The sequence below is a fragment of the Rathayibacter oskolensis genome, assembly GCF_900177245.1.
Lineage (GTDB): Bacteria > Actinomycetota > Actinomycetes > Actinomycetales > Microbacteriaceae > Rathayibacter > Rathayibacter oskolensis.
In genome coordinates this window covers 644,718-665,830 of sequence record NZ_FXBM01000001.1, presented here as the reverse complement: position 1 = coordinate 665,830, position 21,113 = coordinate 644,718, and the positions used below count along the sequence as shown (strand labels likewise).

Sequence of the window (21,113 nt, the reverse complement as noted above, 5' to 3'; positions counted from 1 at the left end):
GGTTCTAGGTTTCTCGCACGCGCCGCCCGGTGCGCAGCTCAGCGAGAGGACCCTCCAGTGACCCACTACCAGACCGACATCGACGCGCTCACGGCCATGAACGGCACGGCGCACGGATACATGGAGCGCATCCAGGCCGAGGTCGCCGGCCTCCTCGGGCAGCTCACGAGCCTCGAGGCGTCGTGGTCCGGCCAGGCGTCCACTGCGTTCCAGGGGGTCGTCGGCGTCTGGCGGACCACCCAGAGCCAGGTCGACGAGGGGCTCTCGACGATCATGCTCGCACTCGGCACGGCCGCGCAGCAGTACGCCGAGACCGAGCAGGCCAACGCCCGACTCTTCGCGTACTGAGCGGCCGGGACGGGAGGAGGCGCGACCGTCGCGGCGCCCTCCTCCCGCGCGGCGGTCCGCGGAAACGCCGAAGGCGGCTCCCCCTGAGGGGAACCGCCTTCGAGGTGGTGGGCCTGGACTCAGAAGTCCATGCCGCCGGTGGGGTCGCCGCCCGCGGCAGCCGGGTTCTTCTCCGGCTTGTCGGCGACGACGGCCTCCGTGGTGAGGAAGAGACCGGCGATCGACGCCGCGTTCTGCAGAGCGGACCGCGTGACCTTGACCGGGTCGATGATGCCCGCCGCGATGAGGTCGACGTACTCGCCGGTAGCGGCGTTGAGGCCGTGTCCGGTGGGGAGCTCGCGGACCTTGGCCGCGACGACGCCGGGCTCCATGCCGGCGTTCAGCGCGATCTGCTTCAGCGGGGCGTCGATGGCGACCTTGACGATGTTCGCTCCGGTCGCCTCGTCTCCGACCAGCTCGAGCTTCTCGAAGGCGAGCTTGCCGGCCTGGATGAGGGCGACGCCACCACCGGCGACGATGCCCTCCTCGACGGCGGCCTTCGCGTTGCGCACGGCGTCCTCGATGCGGTGCTTGCGCTCCTTGAGCTCGACCTCGGTCGCGGCTCCGGCCTTGATGACCGCGACACCACCGGCGAGCTTCGCGAGGCGCTCCTGGAGCTTCTCGCGGTCGTAGTCGCTGTCGGTGTTCTCGATCTCGCCGCGGATCTGCGCGACGCGGCCGGCGATGGCCTCGGCGTCGCCGGCACCCTCGACGATCGTGGTCTCGTCCTTGGTGATGACGACCTTGCGGGCCGAGCCGAGCAGGTCGAGGGTGACGTTCTCGAGCTTGAGACCGACCTCCTCGGAGATGACCTGGCCGCCGGTCAGGATCGCGATGTCCTGGAGCTGGGCCTTGCGACGGTCACCGAAGCCCGGAGCCTTGACGGCGACCGACTTGAAGATGCCGCGGATCTTGTTGACGACCAGGGTCGCCAGCGCCTCGCCGTCGACGTCCTCGGCGATGATGAGCAGCTGCTTGCCCGCCTGGATCACCTTGTCGACGACGGGGAGGAGGTCCTTGATGTTCGAGACCTTGGAGTTGACGATGAGGATATAGGGGTCCTCGAACACCGCCTCCTGGCGGTCGGGGTCGGTCACGAAGTACTGCGACAGGTAGCCCTTGTCGAAGCGCATGCCCTCGGTCAGCTCGAGCTCGGTGCCGAAGGTGTTCGACTCCTCGACGGTGACGACGCCCTCCTTGCCGACCTTGTCGATCGCCTCGGCGATGATCGCGCCGATCTCGGGGTCCGCGGCCGAGATGGAGGCGGTCGCAGCGATCTCCTCCTTGGTCTCGATGGCCTTGGCGCCCGCGACGAGCTCGGCGGTGACGGCCTTGACGGCCTTCTCGATGCCCTTCTTCAGGCTGATCGGGTCTGCTCCGGCTGCGACGTTGCGCAGGCCCTCGCGGACGAGCGCCTGAGCGAGGACGGTCGCGGTGGTGGTTCCGTCGCCGGCGACGTCGTCGGTCTTCTTGGCGACCTCCTTGACGAGCTCGGCGCCGATCTTCTCGTACGGCTCGTCGAGCTCGATCTCCTTGGCGATCGAGACGCCGTCGTTCGTGATGGTGGGAGCGCCCCACTTCTTCTCGAGCACGACGTTGCGGCCGCGCGGGCCGAGGGTCACCTTGACCGCATCGGCCAGGGTGTTGAGTCCACGCTCGAGGCCGCGGCGGGCTTCTTCGTCAAAAGCAATGATCTTGGCCATGTGTGTTTTTCGTCCCTCCCGGACGTCAGGAAAATTCTTGATTGGCACTCGGATGGAGCGAGTGCCAAGAGCGATTCTGGCACTCGCGGGTGACGAGTGCAAGTGACGTCGGCGCCGGGCACGACGACAGGAGCCGCCGTCCGCGCGAGGCGGACGACGGCTCCTGTGACGACGCGGGGACTCAGACCACGCGCACCGATTCGGCCTGCGGACCCTTCGATCCGCTGCCGACCTCGAAGGCGACGTGCTGACCCTCTTCGAGGACCTTGTATCCGGACATGTCGATCGCGGAGTAGTGGACGAAGACGTCCTGCCCGCCGCCGTCGACCGTGATGAAGCCGTAGCCCTTCTCAGCGTTGAACCATTTGACGGTTCCGTTCGCCATTTCCACTCCCCAGTGCTGTGCTGCCCGCGACACATGCGATGCGCAGGTGCCTGGTTGGGAATACTAATGGAGCGTTTCGGGCCGGAAAGGGCTGATCCCGGACATCGGGAAAGAGTTGCCCGGGATTCAACATGGATTAAACGTGCTGGAAACAGAAGCGGCCGCCGACCGCGGGAATCGGGGCCGATCCGAGGTGATCGGGACCCCTCCGGTCGCTATCCGGCGGTGAAGTCGGCACCGAGCACGACGACGAGGTTCGCCGTCTCGACGAAGTCCTGCGTCTGCACCAGGGTGCCCGTGCCGAGCGAGCCCGCGAGCCCGAGCGCCGCACCCTCCAGCGCGGGATCCGCGTAGTAGATCGTGGTCGTCGTCTCGTCCTCGGTGCTCGCGTTGGTGACGGTCGGGACGTTCCAGCCCGCGGTCGTCAGGACCTGCCCGGCACTCGCGGCGAGACCCGCGGTCGCTGTGCCGTTGAGGACGGCGACCGTGAGGGAGGCATCGACCGTGGGGACGGTGGTCGGCGTCGCGCTCGTCTCGGCCAGGCCGGTCGGCGCGGTGAACACGTCGTTGAACTGGACCCGGTTGTCGATGACGAGCAGTCCGATGAACCCGAGGAGCACGATCACGCCCGTCGCGAGCGCGGCCCACGCGAACGCGATCGCCCGCGCGTGCGGGAGCGGCGGTCGGCGATGCGCTCCGACACGACCCTCGGTGGCCGGGATCTCGTCGAAGCGGTCCTTCGGGTGCGTGTTCGACATCGGGGTGACGGCCGGCCTTCCGTTGCAGTGGGCTCGAGCAGCGGATCTACTCGGGGCGCCCGAGTCGTCGCGCGGCGCGGGCGCCCGCGCGCCCGTCGCGGATGCGCTGCAGCCGCGTGACGAGCATCGGGTCGTGGGCGAGAGCCGCCGGGGAGGCGAGGACCGCGCCGAGCACCTGATAGTAGCGGGCGACCGAAAGGCCGAACTGAGCGCGGATGGCGTCGTCCTTGCCTCCTGTGCGCGCCGTCCACTCGCGCTCGAACTCGAGCACGCGACGATCGCGATCAGTCAGAGCTGCGCCCTGCGTCCGTCCGGTGTCCGTGGTCCCGCTCACCGCTCCAGGGTAGGCAGAGCGGCGCCGGGCTCGGCGGAGGCGCTCCGGTACATGCTCACGTGGGTGATCCCCGCCTCCTCGTACTCGTCGCCGAACGCGACGAAGCCCGACCGGCGGTAGAGCCCGGCGACGTGGGACTGCGCGTGCAGGAGCATCGCCTCGTCGCCGAAACGCGCGACGACGGCCTCGACCAGCCTGTGGGCGAGGCCCTCACCCCGACGATCGGCGCGGGTGACCACGCGGCCGATGACGCGGTGGGCGTCCGCGTGCTCCGCCTCCGCGTCGTGCAGCGTGCGGAGATAGGCCGCGGTCCCGCGGGCGTCCGCGATCCACCAGTGCAGTGCCGTCGGCTCGAGATCCCGCCCGTCGAGCTCGTCGTCGTCCACCCTCTGCTCGCGGAGGAAGACATCGGTCCGGAGGCGTGCGAAGGAGTAGACCTCCGCGGTCGAGAGTTCGCTCCACGCCTTCACGATCACGGAATTCACCTGCACGCGGTGGAGTTTACGAGAGAAGAGGGGAACGCCCCTCCCCGTAAACTGACGAGGAATCCTAGGGAGACCCATGTCGTCGTATTCCGTCAACAAGACCGATGCCCAGTGGCGCGAGGAGCTCGACCGCGAGAAGTACGCCGTCCTGCGCGAAGCCGCCACCGAGCGTCCGTGGACGGGCGAGCTGCTCGACGAGCACCGCTCCGGCCTCTACACCTGTGCCGCCTGCAACGCGGAGCTCTTCAAGAGCGGAACGAAGTTCGACTCCGGCTGCGGATGGCCCAGCTTCTACGAGTCCGTCCGCCCCGAGGCGGTCCAGCTCATCGAGGACAGCACTCTCGGAATGGTCCGCACCGAGGTGCGCTGCGCCAGCTGCGGCTCCCACCTCGGCCACGTCTTCCCCGACGGCTTCGGGACGCCGACCGGCGACCGCTACTGCATGAACTCCCTCGCCCTGAACTTCCAGGCCGAGAGCGAGTGAGGGTGGCCGCAGCACCGGTCCTCGAGGCCGTCCTCGCGCGGCGGTCCCGCTCGAAGGTGACCTCGGAGGCGCCGGGCCACGAGGAGATCGCCGCGCTGGTCTCGGCGGCCTCGCGCCTGGCCGATCACAGCTCGCTCCGCCCGTGGCGCGTGATCGAGATCCGCGGCGCTGCGCGCGACAGGGTGGGGCGGAGCTTCGCCGCGGCCTCAGGTTCGAAGAAGGACGCTCGCAAGTACATCGAGAAGACGCACCGCGCGTCGCTCCTGCTCGCCGTCGTGGTGAGCGTGAAGAAGTCCTCCGTGCCCGCCTGGGAGCAGGAGGCCGTCGCCTCCGGTGTCGCCCATCTGCTGAGCCTGCTGCTCGACGAGGCCGGCTGGGGCGTGTTCTGGAGGACCGGCTCGTACACGCGGGCGAAGCAGGTGCGCAAGGCGCACCGTCTCGAGAAGGGCGAGGAGCTGCTGGGCTGGCTCTACGTCGGTCGGCCCGACGGCAAGATCGGCGGGCCCAAGCGGCCGACGCCGGCCGAGCGGCACCTGAGCATCCTCGAGCCCTGACCACACCTCGCGGGCCGGAGTCGACCCTCCGGCGCCCGCGATAGGGTGGCCCGGTGCGGCGACGCACCTGCCGACGTGGCGCAATTGGTAGCGCACCCGACTTGTAATCGGGCGGTTACGGGTTCAAGTCCCGTCGTCGGCTCCCTATCCTCACGGCCGGAGCGCGAGCCCCCGCCGCGCGGCTCAGCTGCTCGGCGTGGCCGACGGCGTGGCCGAGGAGTACGAGACGGCGGCGGCCGAGAGCACGAACGAGCTGAAGGCGTCGGGGTCGGTCAGCGATCCGGAGTAGGCCTCGCCGTTCACGAGGACCGTCGGGGTGCCCGAGACGGCCTCGACGTCGGTGCCCGGCAGGGGGCCGGCGGTCGCCCGCTCCGTCGCGGCGCGCACCCAGCTCACGAACGACTGGTCGTCGATGCAGGTGTCGATCGCAGCGGTGTCCTCGACCCCGGCCTGCGAGACGTAGTCCTTCAGCTCGGCGTCCGAGAGACCGTCCGTCCCCTCCTCCGGCTGGTTGGCGAAGAGCAGGGCGTTGAAGTCGAAGAAGGAGTCGGGAGCCGTGTTCGCGACGCAGGCCGCGGCGTTGGCGGCGCGCTCGGAGTACTTGGTGCCGTTCGACCGCGTCGTCAGGATCGCGATCGGGTGGATCTCGACGGTGGCCGCACCGCTGGACACCCACTCCTCGATCTGCTCGCCGTTCGTCGCCTCGAACTGCCCGCAGTAGGGGCAGAGGTAGTCGAGGTAGACGCGGATGTCGACGGTCCCGGTCGAGGTGTCGAGCGCGCTCGGGCTCGGGGTGCCCTCTGCGGGGATCGCGTCGGAGGTCTGGGCGACCATGCCCTCGCCGATCACGATGCCGTCGCTCGCCATGTTGGCCGGCCCGGGGCCCGCTGGGCGGATGCTCGAGGTGACCGCGAAGACGACGACCGCCACGATCGCGATGACCACGACGGCAAGACCACCCTGCAGGGCGATCCTGCTCACGCGGTCGCGGCGCTTCTGCTGCTCACGGAGCCGTCGGGCCTTCTCCCTCGCAGCCTCTCGACGCTGGTTCTTCGAGAGACGGTCGTTGGCTCCGCCGTTGGTCATGACAAGGACACTCCGAGTGAGAGGGGGCGATCGTCGCCGGGCGCGACTCGCGGAATCCTACGCGCGAGCCCTGGGAATCCTCCAAACGGCGGGCGTCCAGCGGCACTGCCCCGCCAGCTCTCGCCCGGCTCCCGGAGGCTTCCGCTGACGCGATCCGTTGCACGTGGCATACTGTGACGGTTGGTCGCCGTCGCCCACGCGGCATCGACCATCACTTCCATTCACTCGGATCGTCCGGCACGTACCTGCCGGTGAAGGAGCAAGAACAATGGCGTCCGTAACCTATGACCACGCGTCCCGCGTCTACCCCGGGGCCACGCGTGCCTCGGTCGACAAGCTCAACCTCGAGGTCGGAGACGGCGAGTTCCTCGTCCTCGTCGGCCCCTCCGGTTGCGGCAAGTCCACCTCCCTCCGCATGCTCGCCGGCCTCGAAGAGGTCAACGAGGGCCGCATCCTGATCGGCGACCGCAACGTCACGGACGTTCCGCCGAAGGACCGCGACATCGCGATGGTGTTCCAGAACTACGCGCTCTACCCGCACATGTCGGTCGCTGAGAACATGGGCTTCGCGCTCAAGATCGCCGGCATCAACAAGGACGAGCGCGCAGCGCGGGTCCTCGAGGCCGCGAAGATGCTCGACCTCGAGCCCTACCTCAACCGCAAGCCGAAGGCCCTCTCGGGTGGTCAGCGTCAGCGCGTCGCGATGGGACGTGCGATCGTCCGCAAGCCCCAGGTGTTCCTCATGGACGAGCCGCTGTCGAACCTCGACGCGAAGCTCCGCGTCTCGACCCGCACGCAGATCGGCACGCTCCAGCGTCGCCTCGGCATCACCACGGTCTACGTCACCCACGACCAGACCGAGGCGCTCACCATGGGCGACCGCATCGCGGTCCTCAAGGACGGCCTCCTGCAGCAGGTCGGCACGCCGCGCGACCTGTACGAGAACCCGACCAACGTCTTCGTTGCCGGCTTCATCGGCTCGCCCGCGATGAACCTGTTCCACGCGGACGTCACCGACGGCGGCGTCAAGTTCGGCGACACCGTCCTCCCGATCGCCCGCGAGGCGCTCGCGAAGACGACCCAGAAGGTCGTCACGCTCGGCGTGCGCCCCGAGGACGTCACCGTCTCGACCCAGCCCGGCGGCCTGCCCATCGAGGTCGACCTGATCGAGGAGCTCGGCTCGGACGGCTACCTCTACGGCCACACCGAGGTCGAGGGTCGCCGCACCGACATCGTCGCGCGCGTCGACGGCCGCGTCCACCCGACCGCGGGCGACCGCGTCTACGTGACCGCGAACCACCGCGTGCACATCTTCGACGGCGAGTCGGGTCTGCGCCTCTCCTGATCCCTCGAACGCGAACGAACGCTGCCGCCGTCTCCTCCGGGACGGCGGCAGCGTTCGTTCGGTCTCCACACCGTCCGACTCACGACACGAACGGCGCAGCATGTCCGGCTCTCTGAACATCACCTCGGCCACGGTCGATCCCGCTCTCCTCGATCTGCCGTGGACTCTGCGGCTGAACGACTGGCCCGACGAGTACATCGCGGCACTGCCCAAGGGCATCTCGCGGCACACCGTCCGCTTCGCCCACCTCTCGGGCCACGTCGTCGCCGTGAAGGAGACGACCGCCGAGATGGCCCGCCGCGAGTACGAGATGCTGAAGACCCTGCAGCGCCTCGACGTCCCCTGCGTCGTGCCCGGCGCGGTCATCACCAATCGCACCGACGACGAGGGGGGCGAACTGCCCGCGGTGCTCGTGACGCGGCACCTCAAGTTCTCCCTCCCCTACCGTGCGCTCTTCTCGCAGACGCTGCGACCCGACACCGCGACGCGGCTCGTCGACGCGCTCGCACTCCTGCTCGTCCGCCTCCACGTGATCGGGTTCTTCTGGGGCGACGTCTCGCTCTCGAACACCCTGTTCCGCCGCGACGCCGGAGCCTTCGCCGCCTACCTGGTCGACGCCGAGACCGGGCAGCTCTACACCGGTGGGCTGTCGAACGGCCAGCGCGAGAACGACCTCGAGATCGCTCGGGTGAACATCGCCGGGGAGCTCCTCGACCTCGAGGCCGGCGGCCGCGTCGACGACGACCTCGACCCGATCACCGTGTCGGACGGCATCGTCGCCGCCTACCGCAGCCTCTGGAAGGAACTGACCGGCGTCGAGTCGTTCGCCACCTCGGAGCGCTGGCGCATCAACGACCGGGTGAACAGGCTGAACGAGCTCGGCTTCGACATCGAGGAGCTGGCGATCAAGACCGACGAGGCCGGATCCACGGTTCGGATCCAGCCGAAGGTCGTCGACGCGGGCCACCACCAGCGTCGGCTGCTGCGCCTGACCGGGCTGGACGCGCAGGAGAACCAGGCGCGGAGACTCCTCAACGACCTCGACTCGTACACGGCGACCTACGACAAGCAGGGCCTCGACGAGGAGATGGTCGCGCACGAATGGCTCGCCCAGGTCTTCGAGCCCGTCATCCGGTCGATCCCGCGCGACCTCAAGGGGCGCCTCGAGCCGGCCGAGATGTTCCACCAGCTGCTCGAGCACCGCTGGTTCATGTCGCAGCAGCAGGCGCGGGACGTCCCGCTCGCCGAGGCCGTCACCGCCTACGTGAACGACATCCTCCGCCACCGCCGCGACGAGGCGACGATCATCGCCCCGCCGACCGAGGCGCTCACGCTGCCCAACCTCGTGATCGACGACTCGGGCGACGCCGAGCTGACCGACGAGGACGCCGACGTCGACTGGACGAAGAACGTCTGACCCTCTTATTGCCGGGGCTCGCGGGTACTCCTGACCCCACGAGCCCCACGTTCATCGCGAGGTGCCCGGTGCGGTGAGCCGCAAGGCGGAGGAGGGAGCGATACCGGAGGTATCGCGACCGACGACAACGCCGCGGATCATCGTGCCGGGTGCCTCGCTACTCCGAGGCGGCTCGGAGCTTCGAGATCTCGTAGAGCGCGACCGACGCGGCGATGCCGGCGTTCAGCGACTCCGCCGCCGAGCTGATCGGGATCGAGACGACCGCGTCGCACTGCTCGGTGACGAGACGCGAGAGGCCCTTGCCCTCGCTCCCGACGATCACGAGCAGCGGGCGATCGGCGAGCTCGAGACCCGGCAGCGGCGTGTCGCCGTCGCCGTCGAGCCCGATCACGAAGACGCCCTCGCGCTTGTAGTCCTTCACCATCTGGGTGAGGTTCGCGGCCATCGCTACCGGGACGCGTGCGGCCGCACCGGCCGAGGTCTTCCAGGCCGCCGAGTTCAGACCGACGGATCGACGCTGCGGCACGATGACGCCCTGCCCGCCGAACGCGGCGACGGAGCGGATGATCGCGCCGAGGTTGCGGGGGTCGGTGATGCCGTCGAGTGCGACCAGCAGCGGCAGCACACCCTTCGAGACGCTCCGCTCGAGCAGATCGCTCGGGTGGGCGTACTCGTACGGCGGCACCTTCAGCACCAGGCCCTGGTGGACCGAGTCGGGCCCGGCGAGCCGGTCGAGCTCGGGACGCATCACCTCGAGGACGGGGAGGCCGCGCGCGGTGGCGAGCTTGAGCGCCTCCTTCACGCGGTCGTCCATCTCGATGCGGGTCGCCAGGTAGAGCGTCGTCGCGGGGATCTTCGCGCGGAGCGCCTCGAGCACCGAGTTGCGACCCGTCACCATCTCGGACTCGTCGCCCGTCTTGGGCTTGCGGGGGCCGGGCGACCGGCCCTGCCCACGGGCGGCCGACGACAGCGTGCTGCCCGGCCGCCCCTTGCCGCCGGCCGCGACGAAGCGCTCGCGCGCCGCCTTCGCCTTGCCCGCGGGGTGGTAGGGGCGGTCCTCGGCCTTCGGCGTGGGCTTCTTGCCCTCGAGGGCCTGCCGACCCTGTCCGCCGGATCCGACGGCCTTGCCCCTGCTCTTCTTCCGGACCGCTCCTGGGCGGTCAGCCTTATTCGCCATCGAGACTCCAATGCGCACCCGTCTGGGTGTCTTCGATCGTGATTCCCGCCGCGGCGAGATCGGTTCGGATGCGGTCGGCTGCAGCCCAGTCGCGCTGCTCGCGCGCGGTCTGGCGCTCGGCGACCAGGCGGTCGACCAGGACGCTGAGCGCCCGGTAGGAGGGTTCGTCGTCCGAGCGCGCCCACTCGGGCGCTTCGGGGTCGATGCCGAGCACGGCGGCCATCGCCAGCACCTGCGTGCGGAGCGCGGACACCGTGCCCAGATCCTCGGCGTCGAGGGCGGCGTTGCCCGCTCGCACCGTCTCGTGCAGGACTCCGATGGCCTGCGGGACGGAGAGGTCGTCGTCCATCGCCTCGGCGAACTCGTCCGGCACGAGGGGCGAGCCCAGGGAGGCGAAGCGGGTGCCCTCGAGACGCCGGCGCGAGCGGTCGAGGAAGCCCTCGATCCGCTCCAGCGCGGCCTCGGCCTCCTCGAGCGCACCGTCGTGGAACTCGAGCGTGGAACGGTAGTGGGCCGAGCCGAGGTAGTAGCGCACGACGAGGGGTCGGGCCTGGTCGAGGAGCTCGGCGGCGAACACCGAGTTGCCGAGCGACTTGCTCATCTTCTGCCCGGTCACCGAGACGAGTCCGTTGTGGAGCCAGTAGCTCGCGAAGGCGTGTCCGGCCGCGGTCGACTGCGCGAGCTCGTTCTCGTGGTGCGGGAAGCGCAGGTCGAGGCCGCCTCCGTGGATGTCGAACTGCGTGCCGAGGTACTTGGTCGACATCGCCGAGCACTCGATGTGCCAGCCCGGGCGCCCGCGACCCCACGGCGAGGCCCACGAGGCCGAGTCGGGTTCGCCGGGCTTCATGCCCTTCCACAGGGCGAAGTCGTGCGGGTCGCGCTTGCCTCGCGGGTCGGCGTCGGTCGCCGCCTCCATGCTCTCGAGGCGCTGGTGGGTGAGCGAGCCGTAGTCGGGCCACGAGCGCGTGTCGAAGTAGACGTCGCCGGAGTCGTCGGGGGCGGGGTAGGCGTGCCCGAGCTCGACGAGACGCTGCACGAGGGCGATCATCTCGGCGATGCTGGCCGTCGCCCGCGGCTCGTAGGTCGGCGGGAGGATGCCGAGCGCCGTGTACGCCGCCGTGAACTCGAGCTCGACGCGGTAGGCCAGGGCCCACCACTGCTCCGCGGCGACGCCGTCGGCCGACGCGAGGCGCGCCTCCTCGGCGATCGCGAGGATCTTGTCGTCGATGTCGGTGACGTTGCGCACGAGGGTGACCGCAAAGCCGCGGTAGCGCAGCCAGCGGCGCAGCTGGTCGTAGACGAGCGCCGATCGGAGGTGCCCGATGTGCGGCGAGGACTGCACCGTGGGTCCGCAGACGTACATCCCGACCTCGTTCTCGCGGAGGGGGACGAAATCGACGAGGGCCTGGGCCTTCGAGTCATGCAGTCGCAGAGTCACGGTGGGGAGTTTACCGGGCGCGCCGCTCGCAGCCCGGCGGGAGTGCCGACCGGTGGATCAGGCGCGAGTCGCGGGTGTGGGGAGGACGAGCGCCGTGGCGATCGCCGTGACTCCCTCTCCCCGCCCGGTGAAACCGAGGGAGTCGGAGGTCGTCGCGGCGACGCTGACCGGCGCGCCGAGCAGCTCGGAGAGCAGCTGCTGCGCCTCGCTGCGTCGGGGCGAGAACTTCGGTCGGTTGCCGATCAGCTGCACCGACACGTTGCCGATCGTGAAGCCGGCGGCCTCGACGAGCTCCCGTGTCGCTGCGAGGAACACCTCACCGTGAGCGTCACGGAAGCGGGGGTCGGCCGTCCCGAATCGGGAGCCGATGTCGCCGAGCCCCGCGGCGGCGAGCAGGGCGTCGCAGATCGCGTGGGCGACCGGGTCGCCATCGCTGTGACCCGACAGCCCGCGCTCTCCCGGCCAGTGCAGCCCGGCGAGCCAGAGCGGCGACTCGTCGTCGAAGGCGTGCACGTCGGTCCCGACGCCGACCCTCGGCGGTGCCGACGGGACGACGGGCGCGAGCAGCTGCTCGGCGCGGGCGAGATCCCAGGGAGTGGTGATCTTGAAGGCGAGCGCGTCGCCGGCCACGACGACCGATCGGTGCCCGTGGGAGGCGAGCAGCGCGGCGTCGTCGGTGTACTCCTCCTGCGCCGCGGCGTAGGCCTCGTCGAGCAGGTGCCGCGGGAACCCCTGCGGGGTCTGCACGGCGGCGAGCTCGGAGCGGTCGACCGTGTCGAGGATCGCCCCGTCGGCAGCGACGCGCTTGATGGTGTCGGTGACGGGCAGGCCGGGGATGACCCCTCCTCCGGTCGAGCGGACCGCGGCGACGACCCGCTCGAACTGGCCGACCGGGGTGAGCGCGCGGGCGGCGTCGTGCACGAGAACGGTCTCGACCGACGGGAGGAGCAGCGCGAGCCCCTGCGCGACCGACTCCTGCCTGGTCGGGCCTCCGGCCGTGACGGCGACCGACGACGCGGCGCGGCCAGCGGCGGACTCGCACAGCCGGATCGTCTCGTCGACCAGGTCGAGCGGTGCGACGACGACGATCTGCACGGGCTCCGGCAGCGTCAGCACCGTGCGCAGGCTGCGCTCGAGGATGGTGACGCCGGCGCAGTCGACGTAGGCCTTCGGCCGCTCCCGGCCGAGGCGGGTGCCGCTGCCGGCGGCCACGATGACGACGGCGGCGCTCGGCGTTCCCGGCGTCCCGCCGGACTCGACCTGCATGCGTGACGTCCTCTCAGCGGCGGTCAGAGTAGCACGCGCCCTCGCGCGGGGCACCCTCGGACGGGCGTCGCCCACGACCTCGCTACGCTAATCTGGTGTCCGGCTCCAGCACCGTGGATCCGCCCTGTCCGGGGCGAGCAGGGCCGATGACCTGGAGGTATCTGTGAAGGCGCGAATCGCTGCATCCGTCGTTCTCGCGGTCGGCGTCGCTCTCGCTACCGCCGGCTGCAACCTCGTCGCCCCGCAGGCGACGCGCAAGATCTACGACCCCAGCGACGGCGTCGGCGCGACCATCGGCGAGCTGGCGATCCGCAACGCGTTCATCGTCTCGAACGACGGTGAGGAGGGGACTCTCGTCGTGACCGTCGTCAACTCCGGCGACGAGACGCAGACCCTCGAAGTGCAGTACGACTCGAGCACCGGCCGCACCGACGCGGAGGCGACGATCGTTCCCGGCAGCACCGAGATCGGCCCGCAGAAGGACGAGTCGGTCACCATGGCCGATCTCGACACCGTGCCGGGCAGCCTCCTCCCCGTCTACTTCCAGTACGGCTCCGAGCAGGGCAAGGAGCTGCTGGTGCCGATCCTGACGTCGGCCCTCGAGGCCTACTCGACCCTCACTCCCGCCCCGTCGGCCACCCCCACTCAGACGGCCACTCCCGACCCCGCGAACACCGCCCTGCCGACCCCCACGACCGAGCCCGGCAACTCCATCGAGCCCTCGGGCGAGTAGCCCCCACGCGTCCGAGGGCCGTCCACGCGAGTGGGCGGCCCTCCGTCGTTCGGGGAGGAGCCCCCCTCCCGCCCCTAGGGAGGTCGGTCTCGACACGCCGCGTCCCGCGGCTACTCGACCACCAGGCTGCGCCCCACCTCGTCAAGCCACCGCCCACCGGAGCAGCTCGTCGCGCAGCGACGGCTGGCGTAGCTCGTCGCGCAGCGACGGCCCGGGGGTGGCTCGTCGCACAGCGACGGCCCGAAAGCAGCTCGTCGCACAGCGACGGCTGGCGTAGCTCGTCGCGCAGCGACGGCCCCACCACCCCCCACCCGGCGGATCGCGGGTCCTGGCGGGGGTAGCTGCAAGGCGGAGGAGGGCGCCATAGCGGAGCTATGGCAACCGACGACAACGCCGCAGATGCCCCCGCCAGGGCCCGCGATCAACTGTCGAAGCGGTAGCCGAGGCCGCGGACAGTAACCAAGAGCGTCGGCTCCTTCGGTGTCTTCTCGATCTTCGAGCGGATGCGCTTCACGTGGACGTCGAGGGTCTTGGTGTCGCCGAAGTAGTCGCTGCCCCAGACGCGGTCGATGAGCTGGCCGCGGGTGAGGACGCGTCCGGCGTTGCGCAGGAGCATCTCGAGGAGTTCGAACTCCTTGAGCGGCATCGGGGTCTCGACGCCGTCGACCTCGACCGTGTGGCGTTCGATGTCCATGCGGACGGGGCCGGCGATGACGATCCGCTCCTCCCCCGGGTCCTCGGTACGGCGGCGGAGGACGGCACGGATGCGGGCGAGGAGTTCGCGGGTCGAGTAGGGCTTGGTGACGTAGTCGTCGGCGCCGAGTTCGAGCCCGACGACGATGTCCACTTCGGAGTCCTTGGCGGTCACCATGATGATCGGGATGGAGGATCGGGTGCGGATCTCGCGGCACACCTCGGTTCCGGGCATTCCCGGGAGCATCAGGTCGAGCAGGATCAGGTCGTAGTCGCCCTCGTCGAACGCGGCGACCGCGCGGGTGCCGTCCTCGGCGACCGTGACGTCGTAGCCCTCCCGCTCGAGCAGGTAGCTCAGGGGCTCGCTGAGTGCGCTCTCGTCCTCGACGAGAAGGATGCTGGTCACGCGGTGTCTCCTATCGGGGCCGTCGACGCGAAGGGCGTCCTGGCCGGGTCTACTTCGGGGAGTCGGATGGTGAAGGTGGAGCCGCGTCCCGGTTTGGACCAGACGCGGACGTCGCCTCCGTGGTTCTGCACCGCGTGCTTGACGATGCTCAGGCCGAGGCCGGTTCCTCCGGTGTGGCGGGAGCGGGCCTGGTCCACGCGGTAGAAGCGCTCGAACACTCGGTCGAGGTCCTCCTCGGGGATGCCGACGCCCTGGTCGGTGACCGCGATCTCGACGACGCCGCCTGTCGCGCGCACTCCGACTCCGACGCGGGATCCGGGCGGCGAGTACTGGATGGCGTTGGAGAGCAGGTTGTGCAGGGCCGAGACCAGCATCTTCTCCTGGCCGGCGACGTACGCCTTCTTCATCCCGCCCTTGACCAGGGTCACGTCGTGCGACTCCGCCATCACGTGGGTCGTCTCGAGCGCCGCGCGGACGATGTCGTCCACGCGGATCACCTCGGCGGTTGCGGCGACGTCGGTCGATTGGAGGCGGGAGAGCTCGATGATCTCGCGGGTGATCTTGGCGAGGCGGTGCGACTCCTGGGTGAGGCGGTGGGCGAAGCGGCGCACCTGCACCGGGTCGTCGGCCGCCGAGTCGAGGGCCTCGGCGAGGAGCCCGACGGCGCCGATCGGGGTCTTCAGCTCGTGCGAGATGTTAGCCACGAAGTCGCGCCGCACGGCCTCGAGCCGACGCGCTTCGGTGTGGTCCTCCGCGAGGACGAGGACGAAGCGGGAGCCGAGCCTCGTCGCGTGCACCACGAGGGTGACGGCCGCGTCCGACAGGGGGCTCGTCGGGAGCTCGAGATCCTGCTCGATGTCGTCGCCGAAGCGGCGCACGCGGTCGACGATAGCCACGAGGTCGGGGTGGAGGAGGGTGTCCTGCGAGACGAGTCCGAGCGAGATCGCCCTGGTCGACGCCTTGAGGACGTTGTGGGAGGGGTCCGTCACGAACGCCGGCGCACCGACGGCGTCGATGATCGCGTCGATCCCCTCGGGCAGACCGACGGTGACGACCTCCGCGGCGATCCGACCCTGACGTGCGGCGAGGGTGACGACGGTCGTCATCACGACGCCGATGGCCAACCCGAGCACGAGCGCCAGAACTACGAACAAGCCCGTATCCACGGTCCCAGGCTAACCATCCACCGGCCGTCCCCCTACCGGACGCCGACCGCCCGGCTGGGGGTCGAGTACTGTTCAAACCCCCGGCACCGTCCGTTAACCTGCCGTGGTCATCATTGCTGCGCTTGCGCCGTCTCGGTGCAGGCCCAGGGTCGCGCGCGATGCGCGACGCCGAACGGCACCGTCCTCCGTGCGTGCCGCAGAGAGGGACGATCAGAAGATGCGCGAAGTATTCCAGCAGGAGCTCGCCGAAGTCCAGGACCGTCTCGTCGAGATCTCCGGACTCGTCGAGATCGCGATCGAGAAGGCGACCCAGGCGTTCAACCACTCCGACGTCGCACTCGCCGAAGAGGTGATCGCGAACGACCCCCGCATCGACGAGCTCGCCATCAGCCTCGACGAGCTGGCGATCGACATCCTCGCCCGTCAGGGCCCTGTCGCCCGCGACCTCCGCACCGTCGTCTCGGCGCTCCGCATCAGCGCCTCCCTCGAGCGGATGGGCGACATCGCCGAGCACATCGCTCAGCTCTCGCGCTACCGCTTCCCCGACAAGGTCGTCCCGAAGAGCCTGCGTCCGACCTTCGTCGAGATGGGCCGCCTCGACGTCGTCGTCGCGCACAAGCTGACCGAGCTCCTCCGCTCGCAGGACGGCCGCATCGCCGAGGAGATCCGCGACGAGGACGACAAGATCGACGAGCTGCACGTGAGCGTCTTCGACAAGGTCCTCAGCGAGGCGTGGAAGGGACAGGCCGCCGACACCGTCGACGCCACCCTCGCCAGCCGCTACCACGAGCGCTTCGCCGACCACGCGGTGTCGATCGCCAAGAAGGTGCAGTACCTGATCTCGGGCGATTACGCCTGAATCCATCGGTCGAGATCGCGCGAAGCGCGATCTCGACCGCGGTCGGCTCTCCAGTGGGGTCGCGAACTGCAGAGCGGGTCACGAACGGCTACGCCGAATCGCTAGCACGCGATTCGGCGCTTCGCCTATGCCAGGCGGTAGAGCTGTACGGCACAGATCGTTCGGCGGACGGCACTCGTCAGCCGCGTGACCGGAGAGTTCTGCCTCGGCTCGTGGGCGTCGTGTGATCCTGCGAGCCGAACGTGGTTTCACGAGCCGGAGGTGCTCCGAGGCCGGGCGCAGACGCGGACGGCCCGCGAGAACCGGGGTTCCGCGGGCCGTTCGACGGGGCGAGGGCTACTTCTTGGCGCCCTGGGCGGCGACGGCGGCGGCACCCGCGGCGGCCGCCTCCGGGTCGAGGTAGCGGGCCGGCTCGGTCGGCTCGAAGTTCTCGTCGAGCGTGTAGACGAGCGGGATGCCCGTCGGGATGTTGAGCTCGGCGATGTCGGAGTCGGAGATGCCGTCGAGGGTCTTCACCAGCGCCCGCAGCGAGTTGCCGTGCGCGGTGATCATCACCGTCTTGCCCGAGGCGAGGTCGGGCTTGATGTCCGACTCCCAGTACGGCAGCATCCGCTCGATGACCAGCTTGAGCGACTCGGTGCGCGGGAGGTCGTCGCCGAGGTCGGCGTAGCGCTCGTCGTGGGCCTGCGAGTACTGGTCGTCGTCGTCGAGCGGGGGCGGCGGCACGTCGAAGGAGCGGCGCCAGGTCTGGAACTGCTCCGGCCCGTACTCGGCCAGCGTCTGCGCCTTGTCCTTGCCCTGCAGCGCGCCGTAGTGGCGCTCGTTGAGCCGCCAGGAGCGCTTGACGTCGATCCAGAGCCGGTCGGCGGTCTCGAGGGCGATGTTCGCGGTCTGGATCGCGCGGGTCTGGCGGGAGGTGTAGACGATGTCGGGGTGCAGCCCCGCCTCGGTCAGCAGCTCGCCCGCGCGGGTCGCCTCCGCGACGCCCTGATCGGTGAGCCGCACGTCGACCCAGCCGGTGAACAGGTTCTTCTGGTTCCACTCGCTGTTGCCGTGGCGCACGAGGATGAGGGTGTAGGTCTCGGACATGCGCCCAGTGTAGAGGCGGCCCGTGTCGCCGCGGATACGCTGGGCGGCATGCCGATCGGAGCCGTGACCCGCGGGACGACGGGCACGAATCGCCTCCGCCGAGTGGATCGCTGGCTGGCCGAGCTGCCGGTGCTGCGGAGCACCGCCGAACCCCTCGTCGTCGATCTCGGCTTCGGCGCCAGCGCGGTGACGACGCTCGAGCTCCACCGCCGACTGGCGACGGTCGCGCCCGGCGTCGAGGTCGTCGGTCTCGAGATCGACCCCGCGCGCGTGGCGACGGCGAGGAGCGAGCTCGAACGGGTCAGGGAGGGAGGCACCGCCTTCCCGAGCGACGCCCGCGTGCGCTTCGACCGCGGCGGCTTCGAGATCCCGCTGCCCGGGGGCCGCCGGCCGCAGGTGGTACGCGCCTTCAACGTCCTCCGTCAGTACGACGAGAGCGCGGTCGCCGGTGCCTGGCAGGTGATGACCGACCGGCTCGCGCCCGACGGCGTGCTCGTCGAGGGCACGTGCGACGAGATCGGGCGCATTTGCACCTGGGTCGAGGTCGGCCGGGACGGTCCGCGATCGCTGACTCTCTCGCTCCGGGTCGGAGGCGTCCCCTCGCCGATGATCGCGGCGGAGCGCCTCCCCAAGGCCCTGATCCACCGGAACGTCCCTGGCGAGCGGGTGCACGCCTTCCTCCAGGCGCTCGAGCGCGCCTGGATCGTGCACGCTCCGCTCGCCGTCTACGGCCCGATCCAGCGCTGGCAGGCGAGCATCCGGTCGCTCCGCGCCGACTGGCCGATCCTCGACGGGCCCCGGCGCTGGCGGCTCGGCGAGGTGACCGTCGCGTGGGAGGCTGTCGCGCCCGCTACCCCGCCACTCCTGTGAGCATTCTCAGATGTGGGCGCGATACCGTCGCTCCCCATGGACGACCCTCCCTCACCCGAACCCTCGCGCGCGTGCGCACTTCCCGACCTGATCGGCGGTGCTCGGCGTGCCTGAATGGCTCGGCATCGTCATCGGCCTGGTCCTCACCGTCGGAACCGGACTCTTCGTCGCGTCGGAGTTCGCCCTCGTCAATCTCGACCGCAACGAGCTCGAGGAGCGTCGAGACCGCGGCCAGAAGCGCCTCGACCCGACCATCTCGGCCCTCCGGATCACCTCCACGCACCTCTCGGGTGCGCAGCTCGGCATCACGCTGACGACGCTGCTCACCGGCTACACGTTCGAGCCCGCCATCAGCTCCCTCCTGTCCGAACCGCTCCGCTCGATCGGCGTCCCCGAGGGCATCGTGCCCGGTATCGGCGCCGTCGTCGGTGTCGTCATCGCCACGGTCTTCTCGATGGTGATCGGCGAGCTCGTTCCCAAGAACTTCGCGCTCGCACTCCCCCTCAAGACGGCCCAGGTCGTCGTGCCGTTCCAGATCGCGTTCACGACGGTGTTCAAGCCGGTGATCGTGCTCTTCAACAACACGGCGAACGCCCTGATCCGCTCCTTCGGCATCGAGCCCAAGGAGGAGCTGTCGGGTGCGCGCAGCGCGGGCGAGCTCGGCTCGCTCGTGAGGCGCTCGGCGCTCGAGGGGACTCTGGACCGCGATCACGCGGATCTGCTGCACCGCACCCTCCGCTTCTCGAGCCGGAGCGTGGCCGATGTGATGACTCCGCGCGTGCGGATGGCGTCTGTCTCGCTCGACAGCACGGCCGACGAGGTCGTGCAGATCGCCAACCGCACCGGCTTCTCCCGCTTCCCCGTCCTCGGCCGCGACTCCGACGACGTCCGCGGCGTCCTCCACGTCAAGCACGCCTTCGCGCTCGCTCCCGAGCTCCGGTCATCGGCGACGGCGGAGTCGCTGATGGTCCCCCCGATGCGCGTTCCCGAGACCGCGCGGGCCGACGCCCTCCTGGCTCCGCTGCGCAGCAGCGGACTGGCGATCGCCGTCGTCGTCGACGAGTACGGCGGCACGGCGGGCGTGGTCACCCTCGAGGACCTCGTCGAGGAGATCGTCGGCGAACTCGAGGACGAGCACGACCGCAGCCGGGCCGGAGTGATCCGCACCGGCCGATCGGCCACCTTCGGAGGCGAGCTGCGCCCGGACGAGGTCGTCGAGCGCCTCGGCGTCAGCGTCCCCGAGGGCGAGGACTACGACACCGTCGCGGGCTTCCTCTCCTCCCGCCTCGGACGGCTCCCCGAGCTCGGCGACGAGGTCGCCGTCGAGGGAGGGGTGCTCCGGGTCGACCGGGTCGCTGCGAACCGCGTCGACCGCGTCCGCTTCACCCCCGACACCGACGGCGGTGCCGCCACCGCGGCCTCGATCCGCGCGGAAGGAGCCGTCCATGAGTGAGTACCTGCCCGGGATCGCGTGGCTGGTGGTCCTGCTGCTGGTCAACGCCTTCTTCGTGGGCGCTGAGTTCGCCGTGATCTCGGCCCGACGCTCGCAGATCGAGCCGAGAGCCGATGCCGGGAGCCGTGCCGCGAAGACGACCCTGTGGGCGATGGAGCACGCGACGCTGATGCTGGCGACGAGCCAGCTCGGCATCACCGTGTGCTCGCTGGTGATCCTCAACGTCTCGGAGCCGGCGATCCACCACCTCCTCGAGATCCCCCTCGGCCTCACCACGCTGTCCGCCGAGGCGATCGGCGTGATCGCGTTCGTCGCGGCGCTGCTCCTGGTGACCCTCCTGCACGTCGTCTTCGGCGAGATGGTGCCGAAGAACCTCGCGTTCTCGGTCCCGACGCGGGCGGCCCTCCTGCTCGCTCCCCCGCTCGTGGTGGTCTCGCGCCTGGTGAAGCCGGTCATCTGGTCGCTGAACGCGGTCGCGAACGGCATCCTCCGCCTCGTGCGCGTCGAGCCGAAGGACGAGGCGACCAGCGCGTTCACGCTCGACGAGGTCGCGGCGATCGTGCGCCAGTCGACCCGCGAGGGACTGCTCGTCGACGCCTCCGGCACGGTCACCGCGGCGTTCGAGTTCACCTCGAAGCGCGTCTCGGACGTCGCCGTGCCGCTGCACGAGATGGTGCTGCTGCCGTGGGAGTCGACGCCGTCGGACGTGCGGCGCGCGGTCGCCGAGCACGGGTACTCGCGCTACCTGCTCGCGGGCGCCGACGGGCTCCCCGCCGGGTACCTGCACCTGAAGGACGTGTCCGACCTCGACGCGGCCGACGCCCCGGTGCCGCCGAAGCGGATCCGCCGCCTCGCCGCCGTCTCCGCGGGTGACGACCTGGAGGATGCGCTCGCCTCCCTCCGCCGCTCCGGCGCCCACATCGCCCGGGTCGTCGACACGGCGGGCGCCACGACCGGGGTCCTCTTCCTCGAGGACATCATCGAGGAGCTGGTCGGCGAGGTGCAGGACGCGACCAACGCCTGAC

22 protein-coding genes and 1 tRNA gene are annotated in these 21,113 nt (G+C 70.2%); 11 read left to right on the top strand and 12 right to left on the bottom strand.

Annotated elements, in window-relative coordinates; all coding sequences use genetic code 11:
• Nucleotides 1-57 precede the first annotated feature (57 nt).
• Complete coding sequence (locus B9Y99_RS03340) at nucleotides 58-348, top strand: WXG100 family type VII secretion target (RefSeq protein WP_085475161.1); 291 nt, start codon at nucleotides 58-60, stop codon at nucleotides 346-348.
• Nucleotides 349-467: 119 nt separating this feature from the next.
• Here the strand turns inward: B9Y99_RS03340 and groL are convergent, their stop codons facing one another.
• The 5 genes from groL to B9Y99_RS03315 form a co-directional block, all read right to left on the bottom strand.
• Nucleotides 468-2,090, bottom strand: a complete 1,623-nt coding sequence (gene groL, locus B9Y99_RS03335; protein WP_085475160.1) for a chaperonin GroEL — start codon at nucleotides 2,088-2,090, stop codon at nucleotides 468-470.
• A gap of 181 nt (nucleotides 2,091-2,271) precedes the next feature.
• Nucleotides 2,272-2,475, bottom strand: a complete 204-nt coding sequence (locus B9Y99_RS03330) for a cold-shock protein (protein ID WP_056036943.1) — start codon at nucleotides 2,473-2,475, stop codon at nucleotides 2,272-2,274.
• Nucleotides 2,476-2,690: 215 nt separating this feature from the next.
• Nucleotides 2,691-3,233, bottom strand: coding sequence for a LytR C-terminal domain-containing protein (locus B9Y99_RS03325; protein ID WP_085475159.1), 543 nt, complete (start codon nucleotides 3,231-3,233; stop codon nucleotides 2,691-2,693).
• A 46-nt stretch (nucleotides 3,234-3,279) separates the two neighbouring features.
• On the bottom strand, nucleotides 3,280-3,567 hold the full coding sequence (locus B9Y99_RS03320; RefSeq protein WP_085475158.1) for a DUF3263 domain-containing protein: 288 nt from the start codon (nucleotides 3,565-3,567) through the stop codon (nucleotides 3,280-3,282).
• On the bottom strand, nucleotides 3,564-4,058 hold the full coding sequence (locus B9Y99_RS03315; protein WP_244274753.1) for a GNAT family N-acetyltransferase: 495 nt from the start codon (nucleotides 4,056-4,058) through the stop codon (nucleotides 3,564-3,566). Before B9Y99_RS03315 ends, B9Y99_RS03320 begins: the two co-directional genes overlap by 4 nt.
• Before the next feature lie 70 nt (nucleotides 4,059-4,128).
• On the opposite strand from B9Y99_RS03315, the gene msrB reads away from it, so the two are divergent.
• The 3 genes from msrB (at nucleotide 4,129) to B9Y99_RS03300 (ending at nucleotide 5,232) form a co-directional block, all read left to right on the top strand.
• Nucleotides 4,129-4,536 carry a peptide-methionine (R)-S-oxide reductase MsrB gene (gene msrB, locus B9Y99_RS03310; RefSeq protein WP_085475156.1) on the top strand — a complete coding sequence of 136 codons (408 nt, stop codon included), beginning with the start codon at nucleotides 4,129-4,131 and terminating at the stop codon, nucleotides 4,534-4,536.
• Nucleotides 4,537-4,538: 2 nt separating this feature from the next.
• Entirely contained in the window at nucleotides 4,539-5,090 is a 552-nt protein-coding gene (locus B9Y99_RS03305) for a nitroreductase family protein (protein WP_244274752.1), read from the top strand.
• A gap of 69 nt (nucleotides 5,091-5,159) precedes the next feature.
• Nucleotides 5,160-5,232, top strand: a tRNA-Thr gene (locus B9Y99_RS03300).
• 41 nt (nucleotides 5,233-5,273) lie between these two features.
• Here B9Y99_RS03300 and B9Y99_RS03295 read toward each other — a convergent pair.
• A complete protein-coding gene (locus B9Y99_RS03295; RefSeq protein WP_085475154.1) occupies nucleotides 5,274-6,176 on the bottom strand; it encodes a DsbA family protein in 903 nt (300 codons plus the stop codon).
• Between the two features lie 268 nt (nucleotides 6,177-6,444).
• Here B9Y99_RS03295 and B9Y99_RS03290 point away from each other — a divergent pair, with 268 nt between their 5' ends.
• Nucleotides 6,445-7,521: an ABC transporter ATP-binding protein gene (locus B9Y99_RS03290; RefSeq protein WP_085475153.1), complete on the top strand. Its 1,077-nt coding sequence runs from the start codon at nucleotides 6,445-6,447 to the stop codon at nucleotides 7,519-7,521.
• Between the two features lie 100 nt (nucleotides 7,522-7,621).
• Entirely contained in the window at nucleotides 7,622-8,938 is a 1,317-nt protein-coding gene (locus B9Y99_RS03285) for a DUF4032 domain-containing protein (RefSeq protein WP_085475152.1), read from the top strand.
• A 157-nt stretch (nucleotides 8,939-9,095) separates the two neighbouring features.
• On the opposite strand, the gene rlmB is transcribed toward B9Y99_RS03285, so the two are convergent.
• From rlmB to ispD, 3 genes are read right to left on the bottom strand one after another with little or no spacing between them, the layout of a single operon-like run.
• Nucleotides 9,096-10,115 carry a 23S rRNA (guanosine(2251)-2'-O)-methyltransferase RlmB gene (gene rlmB / locus B9Y99_RS03280; protein ID WP_085475151.1) on the bottom strand — a complete coding sequence of 340 codons (1,020 nt, stop codon included), beginning with the start codon at nucleotides 10,113-10,115 and terminating at the stop codon, nucleotides 9,096-9,098.
• Nucleotides 10,105-11,553 (bottom strand): cysteine--tRNA ligase, encoded by a 1,449-nt coding sequence (gene cysS / locus B9Y99_RS03275; protein WP_085475150.1) that lies wholly within the window; start codon nucleotides 11,551-11,553, stop codon nucleotides 10,105-10,107. Before cysS ends, rlmB begins: the two co-directional genes overlap by 11 nt.
• Nucleotides 11,554-11,610: 57 nt before the next feature.
• Nucleotides 11,611-12,819, bottom strand: a complete 1,209-nt coding sequence (gene ispD / locus B9Y99_RS03270) for a 2-C-methyl-D-erythritol 4-phosphate cytidylyltransferase (RefSeq protein WP_085475149.1) — start codon at nucleotides 12,817-12,819, stop codon at nucleotides 11,611-11,613.
• 163 nt (nucleotides 12,820-12,982) lie between these two features.
• On the opposite strand from ispD, the gene B9Y99_RS03265 reads away from it, so the two are divergent.
• On the top strand, nucleotides 12,983-13,552 hold the full coding sequence (locus B9Y99_RS03265; RefSeq protein ID WP_085475148.1) for a hypothetical protein: 570 nt from the start codon (nucleotides 12,983-12,985) through the stop codon (nucleotides 13,550-13,552).
• Nucleotides 13,553-13,973: 421 nt separating this feature from the next.
• Here B9Y99_RS03265 and B9Y99_RS03260 read toward each other — a convergent pair whose 3' ends face one another.
• A complete protein-coding gene (locus B9Y99_RS03260) occupies nucleotides 13,974-14,651 on the bottom strand; it encodes a response regulator transcription factor (RefSeq protein ID WP_085475147.1) in 678 nt (225 codons plus the stop codon).
• Nucleotides 14,648-15,805, bottom strand: a complete 1,158-nt coding sequence (locus B9Y99_RS03255) for a sensor histidine kinase (RefSeq protein ID WP_342097144.1) — start codon at nucleotides 15,803-15,805, stop codon at nucleotides 14,648-14,650. The genes B9Y99_RS03260 and B9Y99_RS03255 overlap by 4 nt, the downstream gene beginning before the upstream one ends.
• 229 nt (nucleotides 15,806-16,034) lie before the next feature.
• Between B9Y99_RS03255 and phoU the strand changes: the two genes are divergently transcribed.
• Nucleotides 16,035-16,676 carry a phosphate signaling complex protein PhoU gene (gene phoU / locus B9Y99_RS03250; protein WP_085475145.1) on the top strand — a complete coding sequence of 214 codons (642 nt, stop codon included), beginning with the start codon at nucleotides 16,035-16,037 and terminating at the stop codon, nucleotides 16,674-16,676.
• Nucleotides 16,677-17,012: 336 nt separating this feature from the next.
• Here the strand turns inward: phoU and B9Y99_RS03245 are convergent, their stop codons facing one another.
• A complete protein-coding gene (locus B9Y99_RS03245) occupies nucleotides 17,013-17,765 on the bottom strand; it encodes a phosphoglyceromutase (protein WP_085475144.1) in 753 nt (250 codons plus the stop codon).
• A 48-nt stretch (nucleotides 17,766-17,813) separates the two neighbouring features.
• On the opposite strand from B9Y99_RS03245, the gene B9Y99_RS03240 reads away from it, so the two are divergent.
• The 3 genes from B9Y99_RS03240 (at nucleotide 17,814) to B9Y99_RS03230 (ending at nucleotide 21,112) form a co-directional block, all read left to right on the top strand.
• On the top strand, nucleotides 17,814-18,635 hold the full coding sequence (locus B9Y99_RS03240) for a class I SAM-dependent methyltransferase (RefSeq protein WP_085475143.1): 822 nt from the start codon (nucleotides 17,814-17,816) through the stop codon (nucleotides 18,633-18,635).
• Nucleotides 18,636-18,741: 106 nt separating this feature from the next.
• Nucleotides 18,742-20,088, top strand: a complete 1,347-nt coding sequence (locus B9Y99_RS03235) for a hemolysin family protein (RefSeq protein ID WP_085476211.1) — start codon at nucleotides 18,742-18,744, stop codon at nucleotides 20,086-20,088.
• Nucleotides 20,081-21,112: a hemolysin family protein gene (locus B9Y99_RS03230; RefSeq protein WP_085475142.1), complete on the top strand. Its 1,032-nt coding sequence runs from the start codon at nucleotides 20,081-20,083 to the stop codon at nucleotides 21,110-21,112. The genes B9Y99_RS03235 and B9Y99_RS03230 overlap by 8 nt, the downstream gene beginning before the upstream one ends.
• Nucleotide 21,113 lies beyond the last annotated feature (1 nt).

Bases quoted from the DNA above. Each gene is read 5' to 3' on its own strand.
- groL (WP_085475160.1), bottom strand. From the start codon at position 2,090: ATGGCCAAGATCATTGCTTTTGACGAAGAAGCCCGCCGCGGCCTCGAG.
- B9Y99_RS03330 (WP_056036943.1), bottom strand. From the start codon at position 2,475: ATGGCGAACGGAACCGTCAAATGGTTCAACGCTGAGAAGGGCTACGGC.
- B9Y99_RS03325 (WP_085475159.1), bottom strand. From the start codon at position 3,233: ATGTCGAACACGCACCCGAAGGACCGCTTCGACGAGATCCCGGCCACC.
- msrB (WP_085475156.1), top strand. From the start codon at position 4,129: ATGTCGTCGTATTCCGTCAACAAGACCGATGCCCAGTGGCGCGAGGAG.
- B9Y99_RS03295 (WP_085475154.1), bottom strand. From the start codon at position 6,176: ATGACCAACGGCGGAGCCAACGACCGTCTCTCGAAGAACCAGCGTCGA.
- B9Y99_RS03290 (WP_085475153.1), top strand. From the start codon at position 6,445: ATGGCGTCCGTAACCTATGACCACGCGTCCCGCGTCTACCCCGGGGCC.
- B9Y99_RS03285 (WP_085475152.1), top strand. From the start codon at position 7,622: ATGTCCGGCTCTCTGAACATCACCTCGGCCACGGTCGATCCCGCTCTC.
- rlmB (WP_085475151.1), bottom strand. From the start codon at position 10,115: ATGGCGAATAAGGCTGACCGCCCAGGAGCGGTCCGGAAGAAGAGCAGG.
- ispD (WP_085475149.1), bottom strand. From the start codon at position 12,819: ATGCAGGTCGAGTCCGGCGGGACGCCGGGAACGCCGAGCGCCGCCGTC.
- phoU (WP_085475145.1), top strand. From the start codon at position 16,035: ATGCGCGAAGTATTCCAGCAGGAGCTCGCCGAAGTCCAGGACCGTCTC.
- B9Y99_RS03245 (WP_085475144.1), bottom strand. From the start codon at position 17,765: ATGTCCGAGACCTACACCCTCATCCTCGTGCGCCACGGCAACAGCGAG.
- B9Y99_RS03240 (WP_085475143.1), top strand. From the start codon at position 17,814: ATGCCGATCGGAGCCGTGACCCGCGGGACGACGGGCACGAATCGCCTC.
- B9Y99_RS03230 (WP_085475142.1), top strand. From the start codon at position 20,081: ATGAGTGAGTACCTGCCCGGGATCGCGTGGCTGGTGGTCCTGCTGCTG.